The sequence below is a fragment of the Chitinivorax sp. B genome (assembly GCF_005503445.1).
In the GTDB taxonomy this organism is placed as follows: domain Bacteria; phylum Pseudomonadota; class Gammaproteobacteria; order Burkholderiales; family SCOH01; genus Chitinivorax.
The window spans coordinates 84738-100239 of sequence record NZ_SCOH01000012.1; the positions used below are offsets into that span (position 1 = coordinate 84738).

Annotated in this window: 17 protein-coding genes; 9 read left to right on the forward strand and 8 right to left on the reverse strand. The window is 53.0% G+C overall.

From position 1 onward, the window contains the following. Nucleotides 1-91 precede the first annotated feature (91 nt). The 4 genes from FFS57_RS09600 (at nucleotide 92) to FFS57_RS09615 (ending at nucleotide 3502) form a co-directional block, all read left to right on the forward strand. The gene (locus FFS57_RS09600) at nucleotides 92-1798 is read left to right on the forward strand and encodes a cation:proton antiporter domain-containing protein (RefSeq protein WP_137937571.1); all 1707 of its coding nucleotides are present in this window, start codon (nucleotides 92-94) and stop codon (nucleotides 1796-1798) included. Between the two features lie 266 nt (nucleotides 1799-2064). After that, complete coding sequence (locus FFS57_RS09605; protein WP_137937572.1) at nucleotides 2065-2619, forward strand: DUF5625 family protein; 555 nt, start codon at nucleotides 2065-2067, stop codon at nucleotides 2617-2619. Nucleotides 2620-2734: 115 nt separating this feature from the next. After that, the gene (locus FFS57_RS09610; RefSeq protein ID WP_137937573.1) at nucleotides 2735-3130 is read left to right on the forward strand and encodes a hypothetical protein; all 396 of its coding nucleotides are present in this window, start codon (nucleotides 2735-2737) and stop codon (nucleotides 3128-3130) included. A gap of 24 nt (nucleotides 3131-3154) precedes the next feature. Beyond that, on the forward strand, nucleotides 3155-3502 hold the full coding sequence (locus FFS57_RS09615; RefSeq protein ID WP_137937574.1) for a hypothetical protein: 348 nt from the start codon (nucleotides 3155-3157) through the stop codon (nucleotides 3500-3502). Nucleotides 3503-3546: 44 nt separating this feature from the next. On the opposite strand, the gene FFS57_RS09620 is transcribed toward FFS57_RS09615, so the two are convergent. The 7 genes from FFS57_RS09620 to rpe all read right to left on the reverse strand — a co-directional run bounded on the left by FFS57_RS09620 (nucleotide 3547) and on the right by rpe (nucleotide 8937). Further along, entirely contained in the window at nucleotides 3547-4002 is a 456-nt protein-coding gene (locus tag FFS57_RS09620) for a hypothetical protein (protein WP_137937575.1), read from the reverse strand. Nucleotides 4003-4161: 159 nt separating this feature from the next. Next, on the reverse strand, nucleotides 4162-4338 hold the full coding sequence (locus FFS57_RS25790; protein WP_349306726.1) for a chorismate mutase: 177 nt from the start codon (nucleotides 4336-4338) through the stop codon (nucleotides 4162-4164). A gap of 3 nt (nucleotides 4339-4341) precedes the next feature. Continuing rightward, a complete protein-coding gene (gene trpE / locus FFS57_RS09630; RefSeq protein ID WP_137937576.1) occupies nucleotides 4342-5808 on the reverse strand; it encodes an anthranilate synthase component I in 1467 nt (488 codons plus the stop codon). Nucleotides 5809-5939: 131 nt separating this feature from the next. Then, the gene (locus FFS57_RS09635; RefSeq protein WP_137937577.1) at nucleotides 5940-6626 is read right to left on the reverse strand and encodes a phosphoglycolate phosphatase; all 687 of its coding nucleotides are present in this window, start codon (nucleotides 6624-6626) and stop codon (nucleotides 5940-5942) included. Next, nucleotides 6623-7501, reverse strand: coding sequence for a GNAT family N-acetyltransferase (locus FFS57_RS09640; RefSeq protein WP_137937578.1), 879 nt, complete (start codon nucleotides 7499-7501; stop codon nucleotides 6623-6625). Before FFS57_RS09640 ends, FFS57_RS09635 begins: the two co-directional genes overlap by 4 nt. Beyond that, nucleotides 7498-8250 (reverse strand): (S)-benzoin forming benzil reductase, encoded by a 753-nt coding sequence (locus tag FFS57_RS09645; protein WP_137937579.1) that lies wholly within the window; start codon nucleotides 8248-8250, stop codon nucleotides 7498-7500. The genes FFS57_RS09640 and FFS57_RS09645 overlap by 4 nt, the downstream gene beginning before the upstream one ends. Before the next feature lie 3 nt (nucleotides 8251-8253). After that, on the reverse strand, nucleotides 8254-8937 hold the full coding sequence (rpe, locus tag FFS57_RS09650) for a ribulose-phosphate 3-epimerase (protein WP_137937618.1): 684 nt from the start codon (nucleotides 8935-8937) through the stop codon (nucleotides 8254-8256). Nucleotides 8938-9112: 175 nt separating this feature from the next. On the opposite strand from rpe, the gene apaG reads away from it, so the two are divergent. The 4 genes from apaG (at nucleotide 9113) to FFS57_RS09670 (ending at nucleotide 13282) form a co-directional block, all read left to right on the forward strand. Then, nucleotides 9113-9496, forward strand: a complete 384-nt coding sequence (gene apaG / locus FFS57_RS09655; protein ID WP_137937619.1) for a Co2+/Mg2+ efflux facilitator ApaG/CorD — start codon at nucleotides 9113-9115, stop codon at nucleotides 9494-9496. A 316-nt stretch (nucleotides 9497-9812) separates the two neighbouring features. Next, the gene (locus FFS57_RS09660; RefSeq protein WP_137937580.1) at nucleotides 9813-10289 is read left to right on the forward strand and encodes a DUF1353 domain-containing protein; all 477 of its coding nucleotides are present in this window, start codon (nucleotides 9813-9815) and stop codon (nucleotides 10287-10289) included. Between the two features lie 400 nt (nucleotides 10290-10689). Next, nucleotides 10690-12480, forward strand: coding sequence for an ABCB family ABC transporter ATP-binding protein/permease (locus tag FFS57_RS09665; protein ID WP_137937581.1), 1791 nt, complete (start codon nucleotides 10690-10692; stop codon nucleotides 12478-12480). Between the two features lie 88 nt (nucleotides 12481-12568). Then, complete coding sequence (locus FFS57_RS09670; RefSeq protein WP_137937582.1) at nucleotides 12569-13282, forward strand: hypothetical protein; 714 nt, start codon at nucleotides 12569-12571, stop codon at nucleotides 13280-13282. Between the two features lie 173 nt (nucleotides 13283-13455). On the opposite strand, the gene dapA is transcribed toward FFS57_RS09670, so the two are convergent. Next, nucleotides 13456-14355 (reverse strand): 4-hydroxy-tetrahydrodipicolinate synthase, encoded by a 900-nt coding sequence (dapA, locus tag FFS57_RS09675; protein WP_137937583.1) that lies wholly within the window; start codon nucleotides 14353-14355, stop codon nucleotides 13456-13458. A 487-nt stretch (nucleotides 14356-14842) separates the two neighbouring features. Between dapA and lpcA the strand changes: the two genes are divergently transcribed. After that, nucleotides 14843-15424, forward strand: a complete 582-nt coding sequence (gene lpcA, locus FFS57_RS09680; protein WP_137937620.1) for a D-sedoheptulose 7-phosphate isomerase — start codon at nucleotides 14843-14845, stop codon at nucleotides 15422-15424. Nucleotides 15425-15502: the final 78 nt, after the last annotated feature.

A 15502-nucleotide genomic window follows, 5' to 3' on the forward strand; every position in this document is an offset into this window, starting at 1 on the left:
CCAGATGGTGCGGGCATGCAACGTTTTACCCAGTAAGCAGGTCAATTCAACGACCTACCCTATCAACCTGTTCCACGTTACGAGACTGCCTATGCCTCATGATGTCAGCCTGATCACCACCCTCGCCGCCGGCTTTGGCTTGGCGATGATTTTCGGTTATGTCACTTCTCGGCTAAAAATGCCCCCGCTGGTGGGTTACCTGTTGGCAGGCATCATGATCGGCCCAGCAACACCCGGCTTTGTCGCCGATATGGAGCTGGCAGGCCAGTTGGCAGAAATCGGGGTGATGCTGCTGATGTTTGGTGTGGGGTTGCATTTCTCATTGGCAGATCTGCTGGCTGTCAAACGCATCGCCATCCCTGGTGCCATTGTGCAAATTGCCGTGGCCACTGCGCTGGGTATGGGAACCGCAGCGTTGTGGGGGTGGAACCTGGGTGCCGCACTGGTTTTCGGCTTGGCGTTGTCGGTAGCCAGCACCGTAGTGTTGCTTAGAGCACTGGAATCAAAAGGCGTACTTGAATCATTGAATGGTCGAATCGCTGTCGGCTGGCTGGTAGTCGAGGATCTGGTAATGGTCCTGGTTTTGGTCCTGCTGCCACCACTGGCCGGTTTACTAGGTGGCCACAGCCCAGCCTCAACATCTGCCATGCAGCCTTTATGGATGACCATTGGCATTACCTTTGCCAAAGTAGCAACCTTCATCGCCTTGATGCTGGTGGTCGGTAAACGGTTGTTCCCTCGTCTGTTATGGTTGGTAGCCCGCACAGGGTCACGCGAGTTATTCACGTTATGCGTCATCTCCGCCGCTGTTGGCGTGGCTTATGGCTCGGCAGTCTTGTTCGATGTTTCATTTGCGCTTGGCGCCTTTTTTGCCGGCATGATGATGCGTGAATCCGAGTTCAGCCATCGCGCTGCCGATGAATCCCTGCCGTTGCGCGATGCGTTCTCCGTATTATTCTTTGTATCAGTCGGTATGTTGTTCGACCCACAGGTGCTGCTGCAGGAACCGGTCAAGGTATTGACTGTTGCGGCCATCATTATCGTTGGCAAGACGCTTGCCGCCATTGTGCTGGTACTGGCATTCCGCTACCCCTTGAATACCGCGCTGACGGTTGGTGCCAGCCTGGCTCAGATTGGTGAGTTTTCTTTCATCCTGGCAGGGTTGGGTATGTCACTTGGCTTATTGCCCGCAGCTGGGCAAAGCCTGATCCTGGCAGGTGCATTGATCTCGATAGCCCTCAATTCGCTGTTGTTTGCCGCCATCGAACCAGCCCAGGCCTGGATCCGCATGCGATCTGAATTCGCCCGCCGCCTGGAACAACGTGATGACCCACTTGCCGAACTACCCATGACCACGGACCCCGCCCTGCTGACTGGTCAAGTAGTGTTGGTAGGTTATGGCCGGGTGGGTCATCGGGTTGCCAAAACGCTTCGAGAGCAACAAGTTCCATTTGTTGTCGCCGAACAGAACCGAGAGCTGGTCGAGCAACTGCGCGCCACCCACACCCCTGCCGTGTCCGGCGATGCATCAGACCCTGCCGTACTGATCCAGGCCCATATCGCCCGTGCCAGCATGCTGGTCGTCACCGCACCAGATTCGCTCAAGGCAAGACAGATGGTGGAAATTGCCCGAACCCTCAATCCCACAGTCGAGATCGTATTCCGTGGGCACAACGATGAGGAAGCGGCCATGTGGCAACAAGATCAGATTGGGCAGGTTTTCCTGTGGGAGCAAGAGCTGGCACGTGGTATCAGCCAGCATGTGTTGACGCGATTCGGTAAAGCGACGGGGCACTGATACCACTAACTGGTCTCATAAGCTCAAAAACGCATTGTTTCTGAATACACCAGTATCGATTTGAGCAGTGACGGCGCGCAACGTAGCGCCGCTCAATCAGTCATAGACACCATTCACCAATACCCAAATGCAACGTGGCTGGACTCGCCCTCGGATACTGGGTGTATCGAATAGCGATACGTCATCATCCAAACAGCAATCATCCTTCTGACAGCCCCAGATGATCCGATAAGATGGCAAGCCTGCCCCTGGCTAAGTGACTGCCCATGACTGAGACCACGCTTGCCCTCTGTAAATCAGCCTTTCCCGGCCTATTGATGTGGCTATCAGGACTATGCCTCAGCAATCAGGCATTGGACAAACCACATGTCGATCTATCCAAGACCGGCACCATCCTGCAACAAGTTGTCTCCATCCCCATGGATGAACGCTATCGGTTCCAATTACGATTCGTCTTCCAGAACCGGGAGCTGGCTGCACAGTCTGCCATCTCGGGCCAAGCACCCGGCGCCCATCACCAAGCCTGCAAAGACGAAGCACGCTACGCCACCTTATCTGAAGCTGAAAAACGGGAAACCGGTGCTGCACTGGATATGGAAGTGGTGGTTGCATCCCTGGACGGGAAAACACTACATAGCCATCGCTTTCAGTCACGTTGTGTGGACAGTAGTGGCGATCTGACCAAAACGCGTCAATTCGGTTATATCGACTTCACCAAAGGAAAATATCAACTCACCATCATCAATCACGTACCAGTTCCACAAGAAGTCGGCACAGAGGCTGCCTTAATGCTTACTGGAGCTGGGGCGGGCTATCCTTGATGTTTCAATCATCAAGGGTAAGCTCACATAACAGAACAACTTAACCCGCTTGCCCAAATATCCACGAAACAGGCGGAATTAATTTTGATTCAACGAACCGACCATACGATAGACAATGGAATATACACTGATCACCACTCATAGCGAACAGTTTCTATGTGACCGCTATCAGCTTAATCACATCGACAACCATGAAGATCTGATCGCAGGCTATCTGCAACTGGCGGAGAAACATCCAGACCACCGCGTGTTGCTGACGTTGGATGACATCGACCAGGCGGGTTATACCTCGATGCACACCAAGCATAAACATGATCTGGACGATACAGCAGACTACGACCTTTCCTCACTGGGGCCGGACTGCTTTGAAGATGGTGAACATCAAGGCTACCTGACCAGCAAGGATGAATTTTTCATTCGCGAAGGCAATTTCCGCAAACACTGTGATGGCGTATCGCTGGAAGATCTCTACAAAAAGGGCATCAACCTGTTCGACGATACTCCCGACTAATTCACTTCAGCAAACCTGAATCTGTTGTCCATCCTTGACCAGCCGCCCTATATCTTGCTGGTACCCGTCAAACACAACTACGAAACGCTGTACGCATTTCCAAATGGCTACTTCTCGTGCGATCTGAGTCCGTTTGAGAACTGGCTACTAGCTAAGTACATGGAGGTGGAATTTGGCTATCGATTGATGGGATTGGGCGCATCACATATCGCCTTCATCCGACCCAATGAGCTTGATGAGGTGCAGGTTGATAAACTGATCGACTTTCTGCTACGCCTTTATCCCAATCACGACGAGGAAGACAATTTACCCAATTTGCTTGGTCAGATCATTCGCCAGCAAAAATTGCTGGTGTTGCGATATGTTGAATGAACAGCTTTACCAGGCTTGTGGTTACAGCATCAAGCCAATCGCTACTATTTCCTGACTGCTTTCGACTGGGCATGGTAGCTACGCACATCCACAACAGCAGTGTAGTCAGCTGGGTTGACCGTACCGTTAATCAACGGTCGCGGCTCCAACGACCGTAACAGAAACTCCCGCCCCGCAGCACGTACTGCAAGGCGCCAGTTGGGCTCACCACCATTCCAGTGCAAGGCAATCAATTGTGGTCGGATACGGGCACCGGTGAGCCAGAAGATAGCTTGTGCTTCGCCAGCTACAGCACACACGACATCGGCTGGACAACGAGTATCCTGATAACCAACAAACTGCAGCTGAAAGTCATTTGGGGCGGGCGGCATGCTGGCTTGAAAACGCATGGTCAGTGTTGCCGGTTCGGACGCATCAGGACCCGCGATGGCAACCATTGGCATTACCAATAATGCGGATACCAGCAGGCAGTGCTGAAGAGTACAGATAATGCGCTTCATACGGTCACCTCAAACATGTTCGGACAAATTAGACGGTATTGCTTACAACTGTTGCAGATTGACGTGGGTACGCAAGTCTTGCTCGATGAACTACTGAATCATCGTGCGATAAACAACTTCGATCAGATCAGGGGATACATCGCTGGCCAGCGCCAAGGCTTATACCCTGGCCATGATCTGCTCGACACGCGCCGGGACTCGTACCTTGTTGGTATCTCGTTTGAAGGCCGCTGCCTGCTGGACATGGTGAGCACGCGCTGCAATCGACATGACGATGTCCGCGTCGAGCCTGTCAATCGCAGCACGAATCGCTTCCTGCGAGGTTGCAGCCTGTATTGTTCACTCACCGTCCAGGCCAGCTTGTACCATCTCCGCAGCACGCACTACGGCACGTGCCTTGTTCTGGGTTTCCTGCCATTCGCTGTCAGGAATGGAATCCGCCACGATCCCTGCACCCGCTTGTACATAAAGGGTTTGATCCTTGATTACAGCAGTACGTAATGCAATCGCCACATCCATGTCACCATTCAGACCCAGGTAGCCTACAGCACCGGAGTAGATGCCGCGCTTGGTCGGCTCCAGTTCATCGATGATTTCCATTGCACGTACCTTAGGCGCACCGGAAACGGTGCCGGCCGGGAAAGTGGCACGTAACACATCCATATTGCCAATGTGTGGCTTGAGCTTACCCTCGACACTGGAGACGATGTGCATCACATGCGAATAACGCTCGATCACCATGTTGTCGGTAACCTTGACCGAGCCCGTCTGCGCGACCCGGCCTGCGTCGTTACGACCTAGGTCCATCAACATGACGTGCTCGGCAATTTCCTTCGGGTCGTTCAATAATTCTTCAGCCAATGCCAGATCCTCATCACGGGTCTTGCCGCGCGGGCGCGTACCGGCAATTGGGCGAACAGTGATGGTATCTTGCTCCCTGCGTACCAGAATCTCCGGTGAAGCCCCCACTACATGAAAGCTGCCAAAGTCGTAGTAGAACATGTAAGGGCTGGGGTTCAGCGTACGTAATGCGCGGTAGAGCGAGATCGGGCTGGCTGCAAATGGCATGTGCATGCGCTGTGCCAGCACGACCTGCATGATGTCGCCGTCGAAGATGTACTGTTTGGCGCGATCCACTGCCAACTTGAAATTGGTCTCGCCCCATTCAGATACAGCCTGGGATTTGGCAGTACCATGCTGAAATGGAATCGCAACCGGCTGTCGAAGCAACATACGCAATGCCTGCAACCGATTCTGTGCCTGGATATAGGCATCTGGCTGGGATGGGTCGGCATAGACAATCAGATAGAGCTTGCCGGAGAGGTTATCAACCACAGCCAATTCTTCGCTTTGCAACAGGAAGATATCCGGTGTGCCGATTGGATCTGGCTTACTCGCGTTCGCCAACTTGCGCTCAATATAGCGGATGGTCTCGTAGCCAAAGTACCCTACCAGGCCCCCACAGAAACGAGGTAGACCTGACGTAGGTGCAGCATTGAACTGGGCTTGATATTGCTCGATGAAAGTGAGCGGATCCCCTTCAAAGGTGTTAATCACCCCTTCATCGGTTTCTACCGTCACTTGGCGGCCAACCACGCGGATACGCTTTTTTGCGGGCAAACCGATAAAGGAATAGCGACCGAAACGCTCGCCCCCCACCACAGACTCCAACAGGTAGGAATAAGGCTTGTTGGCCAGTTTCAGGTACACCGACAACGGTGTATCGACATCAGCCAGCAGTTCAAGGGTAACGGGGATGCGGTTATAGCCGTGCGCGGCCAGTACGCTGAATTCTTGTTCAGTCATGATGATCCTGCAGAATCAGTTTGATTGGGATGGGGACAAAGAAGCGAGACGTTATCGGCGCCATCGCCAACGCTGAATCAAACGGTCTGTCAGGAAGGTCATGATGGATGGTATGTACTCAATGAGCCAAATCAGGTAGAGCCAATATTCAACAATAAATCGGCAGCCTCGACAAGCCCCGATACTACATAATCAGCGCCCAACGCCTCAACCGGGCCTTCGTGGCGATAGCCATAGGGTACCGCAATGCTCAGGCAACCAGCCTTTTTGGCGGCAAGGATATCGTTGATGGAATCGCCGATCATGGCCATCGCTGCCGGCTGTATACCAAAAAACTGGCAGGCATATTGCAAGGGTAGCGGGTGTGGTTTTTTCTCAGCCAAGCTATCACCGGACAGAATCAATTCAAAAAACGGTGCCAAACCCGTGGAAATCAGCAACGGTTCGGTAAACCGTTTGGGCTTGTTGGTAATACATGCCAATCGCAACCCTACTGCCTGCATTCGCTGCAAACCTGCGTCCACGTCTGGATAAGCCTTGGTCGCATCATGCAGCATCTGGTCATAGCATGATTTGAACAAGCTAACCCCCTGCTCGAACAAGGCCTCGGTTGGCTCACCATCACGCTGGTCAGCCAAGGTTCGCTTGACCAGACTGACCATACCATCACCGACATAGGTCTTGACACGCTCAAGTGGCAACGGGTCAAAACCCAACTGCTGGCGCATGGCATTGGCCGCACCGGCGAGATCCGTGATGGTATCGAGTAAAGTGCCATCCAGATCAAGGGCAACAGCACAGATGATTGGTCGAGTCATAGTACCTTTCGATAGAAATCAGTTTCGTCACTGACGGCGAAATCAAACCGTTGATAAAGCGCCAATGCACGTTGATTGCTCGCAGTCATCACCAAGGTGATTTCATCCAACGGCTGTTGCTGGAGCTCAGTCAATGCCTTGCTCATCAACACTTCTCCCAGATGGTAACTCTGGTAATCCGGATCCCGACCAATGGAGGCCACTTCTCCAATAGACCTACCAGCCTGCTGGTATGTCTTTACATTGACAAAGCCCGCCAGGCGGTGACCGTCCGCCAATACCCAACCCGGGGTTTGGCGCTGATGAGTGGCGGTCGACTCAAACGAAGGAATCACCACGCCGGGATGAACAAAGGTGCGCTTGAGCATTTGGTAATAGGGTTCAAGATCTGCCTCGGTACAACGTCGCCAGGTCAACGGTACTGGCGGCGTATAAACCATACAGGGCAAATCGGCCGGCCGACTCATGCCATACAGCGTGAAATGCGGCGTGAACCCCATTTGTTGCAATAGCCCGATTGAATCGAGCAGCCATTGCTCGACACCTAATTCAATGGCATTGCAGCCTTGAGTTTGGGCGCGTCTGGTGAGTGCTTTCAATAGCCGGATTTTGGCATCATCGTCGAACGATTGGCCATCCCAACCAAGTAAATCCATCATGGCAGCACCAAAGCCAGTCGGTACCAATGTCAATACGGCCGATAGCCTCCCGTGCTGATAAAGCTCAAATACATCCTCACTGGTAGTCGAGACTTCCGTCAGCACGCGCCAAGCCGTCGCCACATCAAAACCATTGGCGCAGTGTGTTTCAATAAATTGCCGAAGTGGCTCAGCATCACGCTGCGCTGGGTGGCGAATCAACACTTGGCCAGTCATGCCACATCCCGGATATCGAGCAAATCACCGAAGCCGCATCGTTCACTGTGCAAGACCGCAATCAGCTTTTGTGCAACTTGCTCCGGTTTGGCCAAACCACCGCTGGCCTGATATTGCTTGAACTGCTCCAGTAACGGGAACTGTTCAGACGAAGCCTGGCGAATCAGCCCCTGCATATCGGTATCGACCACGCCCGGCGCAATGGATACCATGTGTACGCCATGCGACACGCCAACCTGCTCGGCACCGACACAACGGGTATAGTGATCCAATCCTGCCTTGGTCGTACAGTAAGCACTCCATCCCTGATAAGGCTTGCGCGCTGCACCTGAGGAAATATTCATCACCCGTTTGTCACACGCCAATCCGCGGAAAGCACGAATCAGCGCATTGGCCAGCTGAATGGGTGCCAACAGGTTGACAGCCACTGCCTGTTGCAATGCGCTGTCATCGTAATCGCCCGCCTTGGCGATAGGAGCCAACATCCCTGCATTATTGATCAGATAGATACCTTGCCATTGCATAGCCGCCAAAGAGCCAAACAGCTCTTCCGCCAGTTGGGTAACAGCAACAGTATCGGCCAGATCCTGTTTGATGAATCGATAACTGGCAGCGGTCTGCCCTGCGACCTTCAGCATCTCACTTTCGTGCCGTGCCAGGCAGATCAGATGATGGCCTGCCTGCGCCAGTTGCTGCACCAATGCCAGGCCCAATCCTCGTGATGCCCCGGTAATCACATAGCAGCGCATGGGTCAACCTGCCACCCTGGCCAATTCAGTACGCATAGCGTTGATAGTAGCCTTGTAATCCGGCGTGTTGTAAATTGCCGAGCCAGCCACAAAGGTATCAGCCCCGGCACGGGCAATTTCGGCAATGTTGTCAACCTTCACGCCACCATCGATCTCCAGCCAGATTTCCCGGCCAGTTCTGGCCGTGTATTCGTCAATACGGCGACGCGCTTCACGCAGCTTGTCCAACGTACCAGAAATAAACTTTTGCCCACCGAAACCAGGGTTGACTGACATCAACAGCACCATGTCCAATTTGTCCATGATGTAATCCATATAATGAAGCGGTGTGGCTGGATTGAACACCAGCCCCGCCTTACAGCCGGCTTCCTTGATCACCCCCAGAGTACGATCGACATGTTCTGATGCTTCCGGATGGAAGGTGATGATATCTGCGCCCGCCTTAGCAAACATGGTAGCCAAAGTGTCAACTGGTTTCACCATCAAATGCACATCGATCGGGGCACGGGTGATTGGGCGAATTGCTTCGCATACCATAGGGCCAATGGTCAGATTGGGCACATAGTGATTATCCATAACGTCAAAATGAATGATATCGGCGCCGGCATCGATTACCGCGGTGACTTCTTCACCCAGCTTGGCAAAATTGGCAGACAGAATCGAGGGAGCAATACGGAAGTTGCGCATGGGAGGGGCATCCACGGTGTCGACAGAAAACAGCATTTTACCGCAATGCATCGGCTTGACTCGACTGCCCCGTAAATTTGCGTGAACAAATATGATGCATCGCGTAACACATGCCATTCAGCCTGATACGCAAACCGCTTGCCCTGCCGAGCGTTTTGTTGTGCAATGCGGCACTATGAGTGAATCGAATAAATACCGCATTGACATTGAAGCTGAATCAGCCTACCTGCAAGAACAATCGGATGAACAGGCTGATCAGTATGTGTTCGCCTACCATATCCGCATGACCAATACCGGTGAGACCGCAGCCAAGCTGATCAGCCGCTATTGGGTCATCACCGATGCCACTGGCAGTGTGCAGGAAATACGTGGCCTGGGTGTGATTGGTGAACAACCCATACTCAAGCCCGGGCAAAGCTTTGAGTACACCAGCGGTATATCACTGGGCACCCCGGTTGGTACCATGCATGGTCGTTACCAGATGGTGGCGGAGGACGGCATACCATTCGAAGCCGAGATTCCGGAATTTGTACTGTCGATTCCGAGAACCCTGCACTGACGCCAATATGGCAATAACCTACCGGCTTGGCCGGTTTACATCCGGCCAAGTTCCCATCTCGACCATCACCGAAACCCGGCGTTCAAACTGAACCACACTACCAGCCATCAGCAGCCTGGTACGGTTTTACTGTTACCAAGCACTGGTCCCCTGGTGGCGTTGCATAACCTTACCGTATCTCCGTATGGTTTCGCATCACACCTAACCGGAACTGATTTTACGGGGTTTTGATGGCGGCTCTAAATTGGGTTAAAAGCAAAACAGCACCCGATCTGCAAAGAATGGGTACTTCCATCAACCTCATGAAGGATTGACGATGCTAGCCAAACAACCACAACTGAGTCCCTGGCCTGAAGCCGAACACTATCGCCTATTGGCCGACTACGAAATCGACACCCCATTTGGTTTGGTCAACATCCCAAGTCATTTTCATTATGATGGGGCATCGGTACCCGCCTTAGCCTGGCAAGTCACCTACACGCCCTTTCACCCGGATGTGATGGCGCCAGCGCTGGTTCACGACTGGCTGTACTACACTCACCACATCGCCGGTCACGCCATCAGCCGCGATAATGCGGATGACACGCTGGAAGACCTATTGCGCCGCAACGGTGTTGGCTCGGCCAAGCGCCGGATGATGATTGCGGCAGTCAAGCTGGCTGGCGGTGCGGTTTGGGACAACAATGAAGAAGATCGAATGGTACTCAAGAATGTATTCGGCGCACTAACCAATGATGGCCTGACGCCACAGCATATCAAAACCTATTACGGGCTGGATGCTGGCATGCTGTAACCACCGACGCCAGGCACATCTGCAGCTCGCCAACACGAGCATCCTGCTTATTTGTCCTTGGGTTTGCGTGGCAGCGTCCACCATACGATAAAAACTGCCAATGCCAAGGCAATTCCCGCCTCCAGTATCAACCAAATCATATCGTCTCCTGATTTTTCCTGTCATCACATCGTCCAACAGTCTGTTTCATACCACCTTCACACGGTATTCAGCCGATATGCCGGCGACCATCTGGCGATGAAATTGGTATCGAAGCAATATAGCACAAGCCTTATTCAGTCTGGCATGCAGCCCAATACTGGCTTGTTATTCTCGGTTCTGCCCATATTTGCGAGTTCTATAGTATGAGAAGTCGCCCTCAATCCGGACCCGTCACTGCAGTCCACCGCCCGAGAACACCATGCAAACCAACCCTCAACACCCCCTGCCACGCAATGACTGGCAAACCATCCGCACGTTGCTTCCTTACCTTTGGCAATACAAATGGCGGGTCACCATTGCCCTGAGCTGCCTGGTGCTGGCCAAAGTGGCCACCGTCAGCGTTCCGCTGATGTTGAAGGAAATTGTCGACCATCTGGATACCAAACAGGCCCTTGTTACCCTGCCTGTCGTACTGATCGTTGGCTACGGCTTGTTGAGGCTTGCATCCAGCGCCTTTGGCGAGCTGCGGGATGCAGTGTTTGCCAAGGTAACACAAGGTGCGATTCGGTCGATCGCCTTGAAGGTATTCAACCATCTGCACCGGCTTAGCCTGCGCTTTCATCTGGCACGGCAGACCGGCGGCATGAGCCGGGACATTGAACGTGGCACCCGTGGCATTGCATTTCTGCTGAATTTCACATTGTTCAACATTTTGCCGACGCTGATTGAAATCGCGTTCGTCACCGCCATCCTGCTGGTGAAATACGACATCTGGTTCACCGTGACGACGATTGGCACAATTGCGGTCTATATCGGCTTCACATTGTTGGTGACTGAATGGCGGATGGTGTTCCGTCGCACCATGAATGACATGGACTCAAAGGCCAACACCAAGGCGATCGACAGCCTGCTGAACTATGAAACCGTCAAATATTTTGGCAACGAACATTGGGAGGCAAGCCGTTATGACGAAGCGCTGTCACGTTGGGAAAATGCGGCGGTCCGCAACCAAGTGTCGCTGGCTGCCTTGAATGCAGGTCAAAGCGCCATCATCGCAGTTGGCGTCACCATCCTGATGGCACTGGCCGCCAACGGTGTGGTCAATGGCACCATGACACTAGGTGACTTGGTACTGGTCAACGCGTTTCTGATCCAGCTTTATGCCCCATTGCACTTCCTGGGTTTTGTCTATCGCGAGATCAAACACTCGCTGGCCGATATGGAAAAGATGTTTGCCTTGCTAAATGAACACACCGAAGTGGAAGACAAACCCAATGCCATCACACTGGCCACCGATCACGCATCGATTCGCTTTGAGCAGGTGGATTTTGGCTACGAAAACAAACGACAGATTCTGCATGATGTCAGCTTCGACATCCCCGCGGGTAAAACCGTGGCGGTGGTCGGTAGTTCCGGCGCGGGCAAATCGACACTGTCAAGGCTGCTGTTCCGTTTCTATGACGTTAATTCCGGTCACATCGCACTCAACGGGCACGACTTACGTGATCTGACTCAAACCAGCCTGCGCAGCCATATTGGTATCGTGCCGCAGGATACTGTTCTCTTCAATGACACCATTTATTACAACATTGCCTATGGTCACCCAGACGCCACGCATGAAGAAATCATCGAGGCAGCCAAGTCAGCCCATATTCACGACTTCATCAGCAGACTGCCAGATGGTTACGACACGACGGTCGGCGAGCGCGGCCTGAAGTTGTCTGGCGGCGAGAAGCAACGAGTGGCCATTGCCCGCACCATCCTGAAGAACCCACCAATCCTGATCTTCGATGAAGCCACCTCGGCACTGGATTCACGTACCGAAAAAGCCATCCAGGCCGAATTGAAAACCATCTCGCAAGACCGGACCACTCTGGTCATTGCCCATCGGCTCTCTACCATTGCGGATGCTGACCAGATCATCGTGATGGATCATGGTCGCATAGTAGAACGTGGCACTCATCGCGAGTTGCTGGAGCGGCAAGGCCACTACGCACAGATGTGGGCACTGCAACAGCAGGAGGAAAAAAAGCAGGAAGCCGTTCTGTAACATCCTTGCCTGTATATCAGGTTGCGCCTTCACCGAGCAGCCTGATGCCCCTGCCACTAGCAATCATTTCGTACAGCCAAAAACACTGATGGCTGAATCGCCCTATCCTTATACTGACAACAATGGTTACCCAATGGTTGTCGGCATGGATGCCGCACAAAAGGAGGACATGGTACGACTGGGTACCGAGCGGCTTCAGCAGATGGCAGCAGACACCCAGCCTGCAAGCAGCAGGAAACACCCGGATTCCGCGCTACTGTCAGCACCACTCAGTACCCTCCTGCCTTGTCCTGAAAAACATCAGGGCGTTTGTTTGCAAACCTGGCAGACACAAACAGAAACGGTAGCGCACACGCTGACACAGCATGCAGAATGGCTTGAGCAATACCGGCTGTTATCGACACAGCCACATTTTTCATCTGACATCCGAATCACCATTTCAGATGCAAAGACGCCTGCCTATAGCTTTCTGGTGGCGGAAAGCAAGCTGCATCATGCAGCAATCGCACAACATAACTATCTTGGCAAAATACTGGCTTCAGCCAGCCATCTGTCATTCAACAACCACTACCGAAACATCATTGATCTGAAAGAACAAATCCGGGTCAACCGCGCGCAACTGCTTGGCCTGACTCTAGCACAGACAACACCCGCAGCACTGATTGCATTGGGGTGCATCGATCCCTACACTCGACAACCATTGCAATGGGATGCGACTATCCGCAACCTGGCTTTTTCACCACGGCAGGAAAATTTCAAGCAAGCTGTCAAGCGGCCAGTCCGACACCCCATCCACGACTAAGAGCCGCTAACAAAATCCTTCTGGTGTTGTTGTGCAAACTTGTCGTACTCACGTACTGCCTTCGTTTGCACACCTAACCAGAATCACTTCGCTGGGTTTTGTTAGCGGCTCTAAATACAATACCCCAACAGCACATTGGTCGTTGGGGTATTGCGTCCGCCTGATACTGCTGATCAATTCGAAACGGGCAGGTTGGCCAGCGCCTTGTCCAATTCGCCCAGCGCTGCGGAGATTCGCTCCCGACATGCTTCGGTGACAGTGGTCATCGGCAAACGTAATTCATCCTGTATCAAACCTTGCATGGCCAATGCAGCCTTGACCGGGCCAGGATTCGGCTCAGAAAACAACGCCTTGACCAATGGCCGCAATGCAAAATGTAAAGCCCGTGCCAAATCATAGTTGCCTTGTTGCACCGCTTGGTACTGTTCCACATAAAGTTCAGGGTGAATATGCGCCGCAGCGGCAATTGCACCATGCCCCCCCAACGCCAGCAACGGGAAGATCAGGTTGTCTTCACCGCTCAATACCTTGAGTGGTGTCTCGCCGATGATATCCATCATTTGCGGCATATTGCCGGCCCCGCTTTCCTTGATTGCCGCAAACTGTGGATTACGCGCCAGCTGCTTGAGCGTGCCAACTTCGATATTGACACCCGTACGGTAGGGAATGTTGTAGATGATGATCGGTAAGGTGGTCGCAGCGGCAACTGCCTCAAAATGCAGTCGAATCCCCTCCTGTGCGGGGCGTACATAATAGGGCGCGGAAACCAGCAATGCATCCAGCGCAAAACCCGTCAATGCCACCACATCCGCCACAACCGTCTGCGTATCGTTACCGGCCACGCCCATTGCGACACCCGCCCTTCCGGCAACGGTTTCAATTACGGTTTTTAAAAGCAGGTGCTTTTCATCCGTCGATAACGTGGCGGCCTCACCTGTCGTACCACAGACGATAATACCGTGCACACCGCCGGCCAGCAGATGCTTGACCACGCTGACTGCCGCATCCAAATCCAGGTGACCGTGTTGAAACGGCGTAATCATGGGTACCCAGATGCCTTCCAAAGCTCGCATTTTCTTCTCCCGTTTGCAGGCCTTATCCGGGCAATCCGGCCAAGGCTTTCGATTATTTCATTGTTGATAGCACGCCCCGCTGCCAATCGCCGGCAGCAATCGCCATATCGACCCGTCAGGAGCACACTGGTTCAGGAGGAAAGAAGGTTGGAAGACCACATTACCCGCCCGGTAGCTCACCTGACGGACACAGCAGCCCATCAGATGAGCATCTGTTTTTTTGATTTGACCGCGCAGCCCAATTCCACTCGTTCAGCGGCTGACAAAGCAACAATATGACGCGTGGCAGAGAGATTGAAGACAGCAGACACAGGCGGGTGACATCAAATATCGACAATGGCCCAAACTATAGCGTGGCCACACAAACTGGTCAAAGGACCAATCGTTGCGAATGCGGGCAGATCGCGGCCAAGCGGTGTCGGATAGGTTACAATGTGTGCTCCCCCAATGACCTCACATGGTTGGGCTAAAACCGGCCATCTCACGCATGTATCAGAACGAGATTCTCAAACAATTGAACGAAGCGGCCGAGTTGCTGAACCGCTTCTTGTCCGATCCAGCACAAGTACAAGCTATCAACGATGCGGCACAGTTGCTTGTCGAACGCTTCAAGGCAAGCAACAAGGTCATCTCCTGCGGCAATGGTGGTTCTCATTGCGATGCCATGCATTTTGCCGAGGAACTGTCCGGCCGCTACCGTGATGACCGTCCTGCCCTGGCTGCATTGGCCATCTCCGACCCGGCTCATTTGACTTGCGTAGGGAATGATTACGGCTTTGATCATGTGTTTTCCCGTTATGTGGAAGCCGTTGGTCAAGAAGGAGATGTATTGTTGGCCATCTCTACCAGCGGTAACTCCCGCAATGTGATGTTGGCCATTGAAGCCGCTCGCAAACGTGACATGAAGGTCATTGTGCTGTCCGGTAAGGACGGCGGGAAAATGAAGGGATTGGCTGATGTGGAAATCATCGTGCCACATTTTGGCTATGCCGACCGGATTCAGGAAATTCACATCAAGGTGATTCACCTGCTCATTGGTTTGGTAGAACAAGGCATGGGTTACCATTGACCTGTATCCTGCCTCATAAAAAACGGCTGCCATCCAAGCAGCCGTTTTTTTTGGCAAAGTTGCCATTAAGCATTCACA

What these genes read in the sequence shown, in the direction of transcription:
- FFS57_RS09600 (WP_137937571.1), top strand. Translation starts at nt 92, where the DNA reads ATGCCTCATGATGTCAGCCTGATCACCACCCTCGCCGCCGGCTTTGGC.
- FFS57_RS09605 (WP_137937572.1), top strand. Translation starts at nt 2,065, where the DNA reads ATGACTGAGACCACGCTTGCCCTCTGTAAATCAGCCTTTCCCGGCCTA.
- FFS57_RS09610 (WP_137937573.1), top strand. Translation starts at nt 2,735, where the DNA reads ATGGAATATACACTGATCACCACTCATAGCGAACAGTTTCTATGTGAC.
- FFS57_RS09620 (WP_137937575.1), bottom strand. Translation starts at nt 4,002, where the DNA reads ATGAAGCGCATTATCTGTACTCTTCAGCACTGCCTGCTGGTATCCGCA.
- trpE (WP_137937576.1), bottom strand. Translation starts at nt 5,808, where the DNA reads ATGACTGAACAAGAATTCAGCGTACTGGCCGCGCACGGCTATAACCGC.
- FFS57_RS09635 (WP_137937577.1), bottom strand. Translation starts at nt 6,626, where the DNA reads ATGACTCGACCAATCATCTGTGCTGTTGCCCTTGATCTGGATGGCACT.
- FFS57_RS09640 (WP_137937578.1), bottom strand. Translation starts at nt 7,501, where the DNA reads ATGACTGGCCAAGTGTTGATTCGCCACCCAGCGCAGCGTGATGCTGAG.
- FFS57_RS09645 (WP_137937579.1), bottom strand. Translation starts at nt 8,250, where the DNA reads ATGCGCTGCTATGTGATTACCGGGGCATCACGAGGATTGGGCCTGGCA.
- rpe (WP_137937618.1), bottom strand. Translation starts at nt 8,937, where the DNA reads ATGCGCAACTTCCGTATTGCTCCCTCGATTCTGTCTGCCAATTTTGCC.
- apaG (WP_137937619.1), top strand. Translation starts at nt 9,113, where the DNA reads ATGAGTGAATCGAATAAATACCGCATTGACATTGAAGCTGAATCAGCC.
- FFS57_RS09660 (WP_137937580.1), top strand. Translation starts at nt 9,813, where the DNA reads ATGCTAGCCAAACAACCACAACTGAGTCCCTGGCCTGAAGCCGAACAC.
- FFS57_RS09665 (WP_137937581.1), top strand. Translation starts at nt 10,690, where the DNA reads ATGCAAACCAACCCTCAACACCCCCTGCCACGCAATGACTGGCAAACC.
- FFS57_RS09670 (WP_137937582.1), top strand. Translation starts at nt 12,569, where the DNA reads ATGGCTGAATCGCCCTATCCTTATACTGACAACAATGGTTACCCAATG.
- dapA (WP_137937583.1), bottom strand. Translation starts at nt 14,355, where the DNA reads ATGCGAGCTTTGGAAGGCATCTGGGTACCCATGATTACGCCGTTTCAA.
- lpcA (WP_137937620.1), top strand. Translation starts at nt 14,843, where the DNA reads ATGTATCAGAACGAGATTCTCAAACAATTGAACGAAGCGGCCGAGTTG.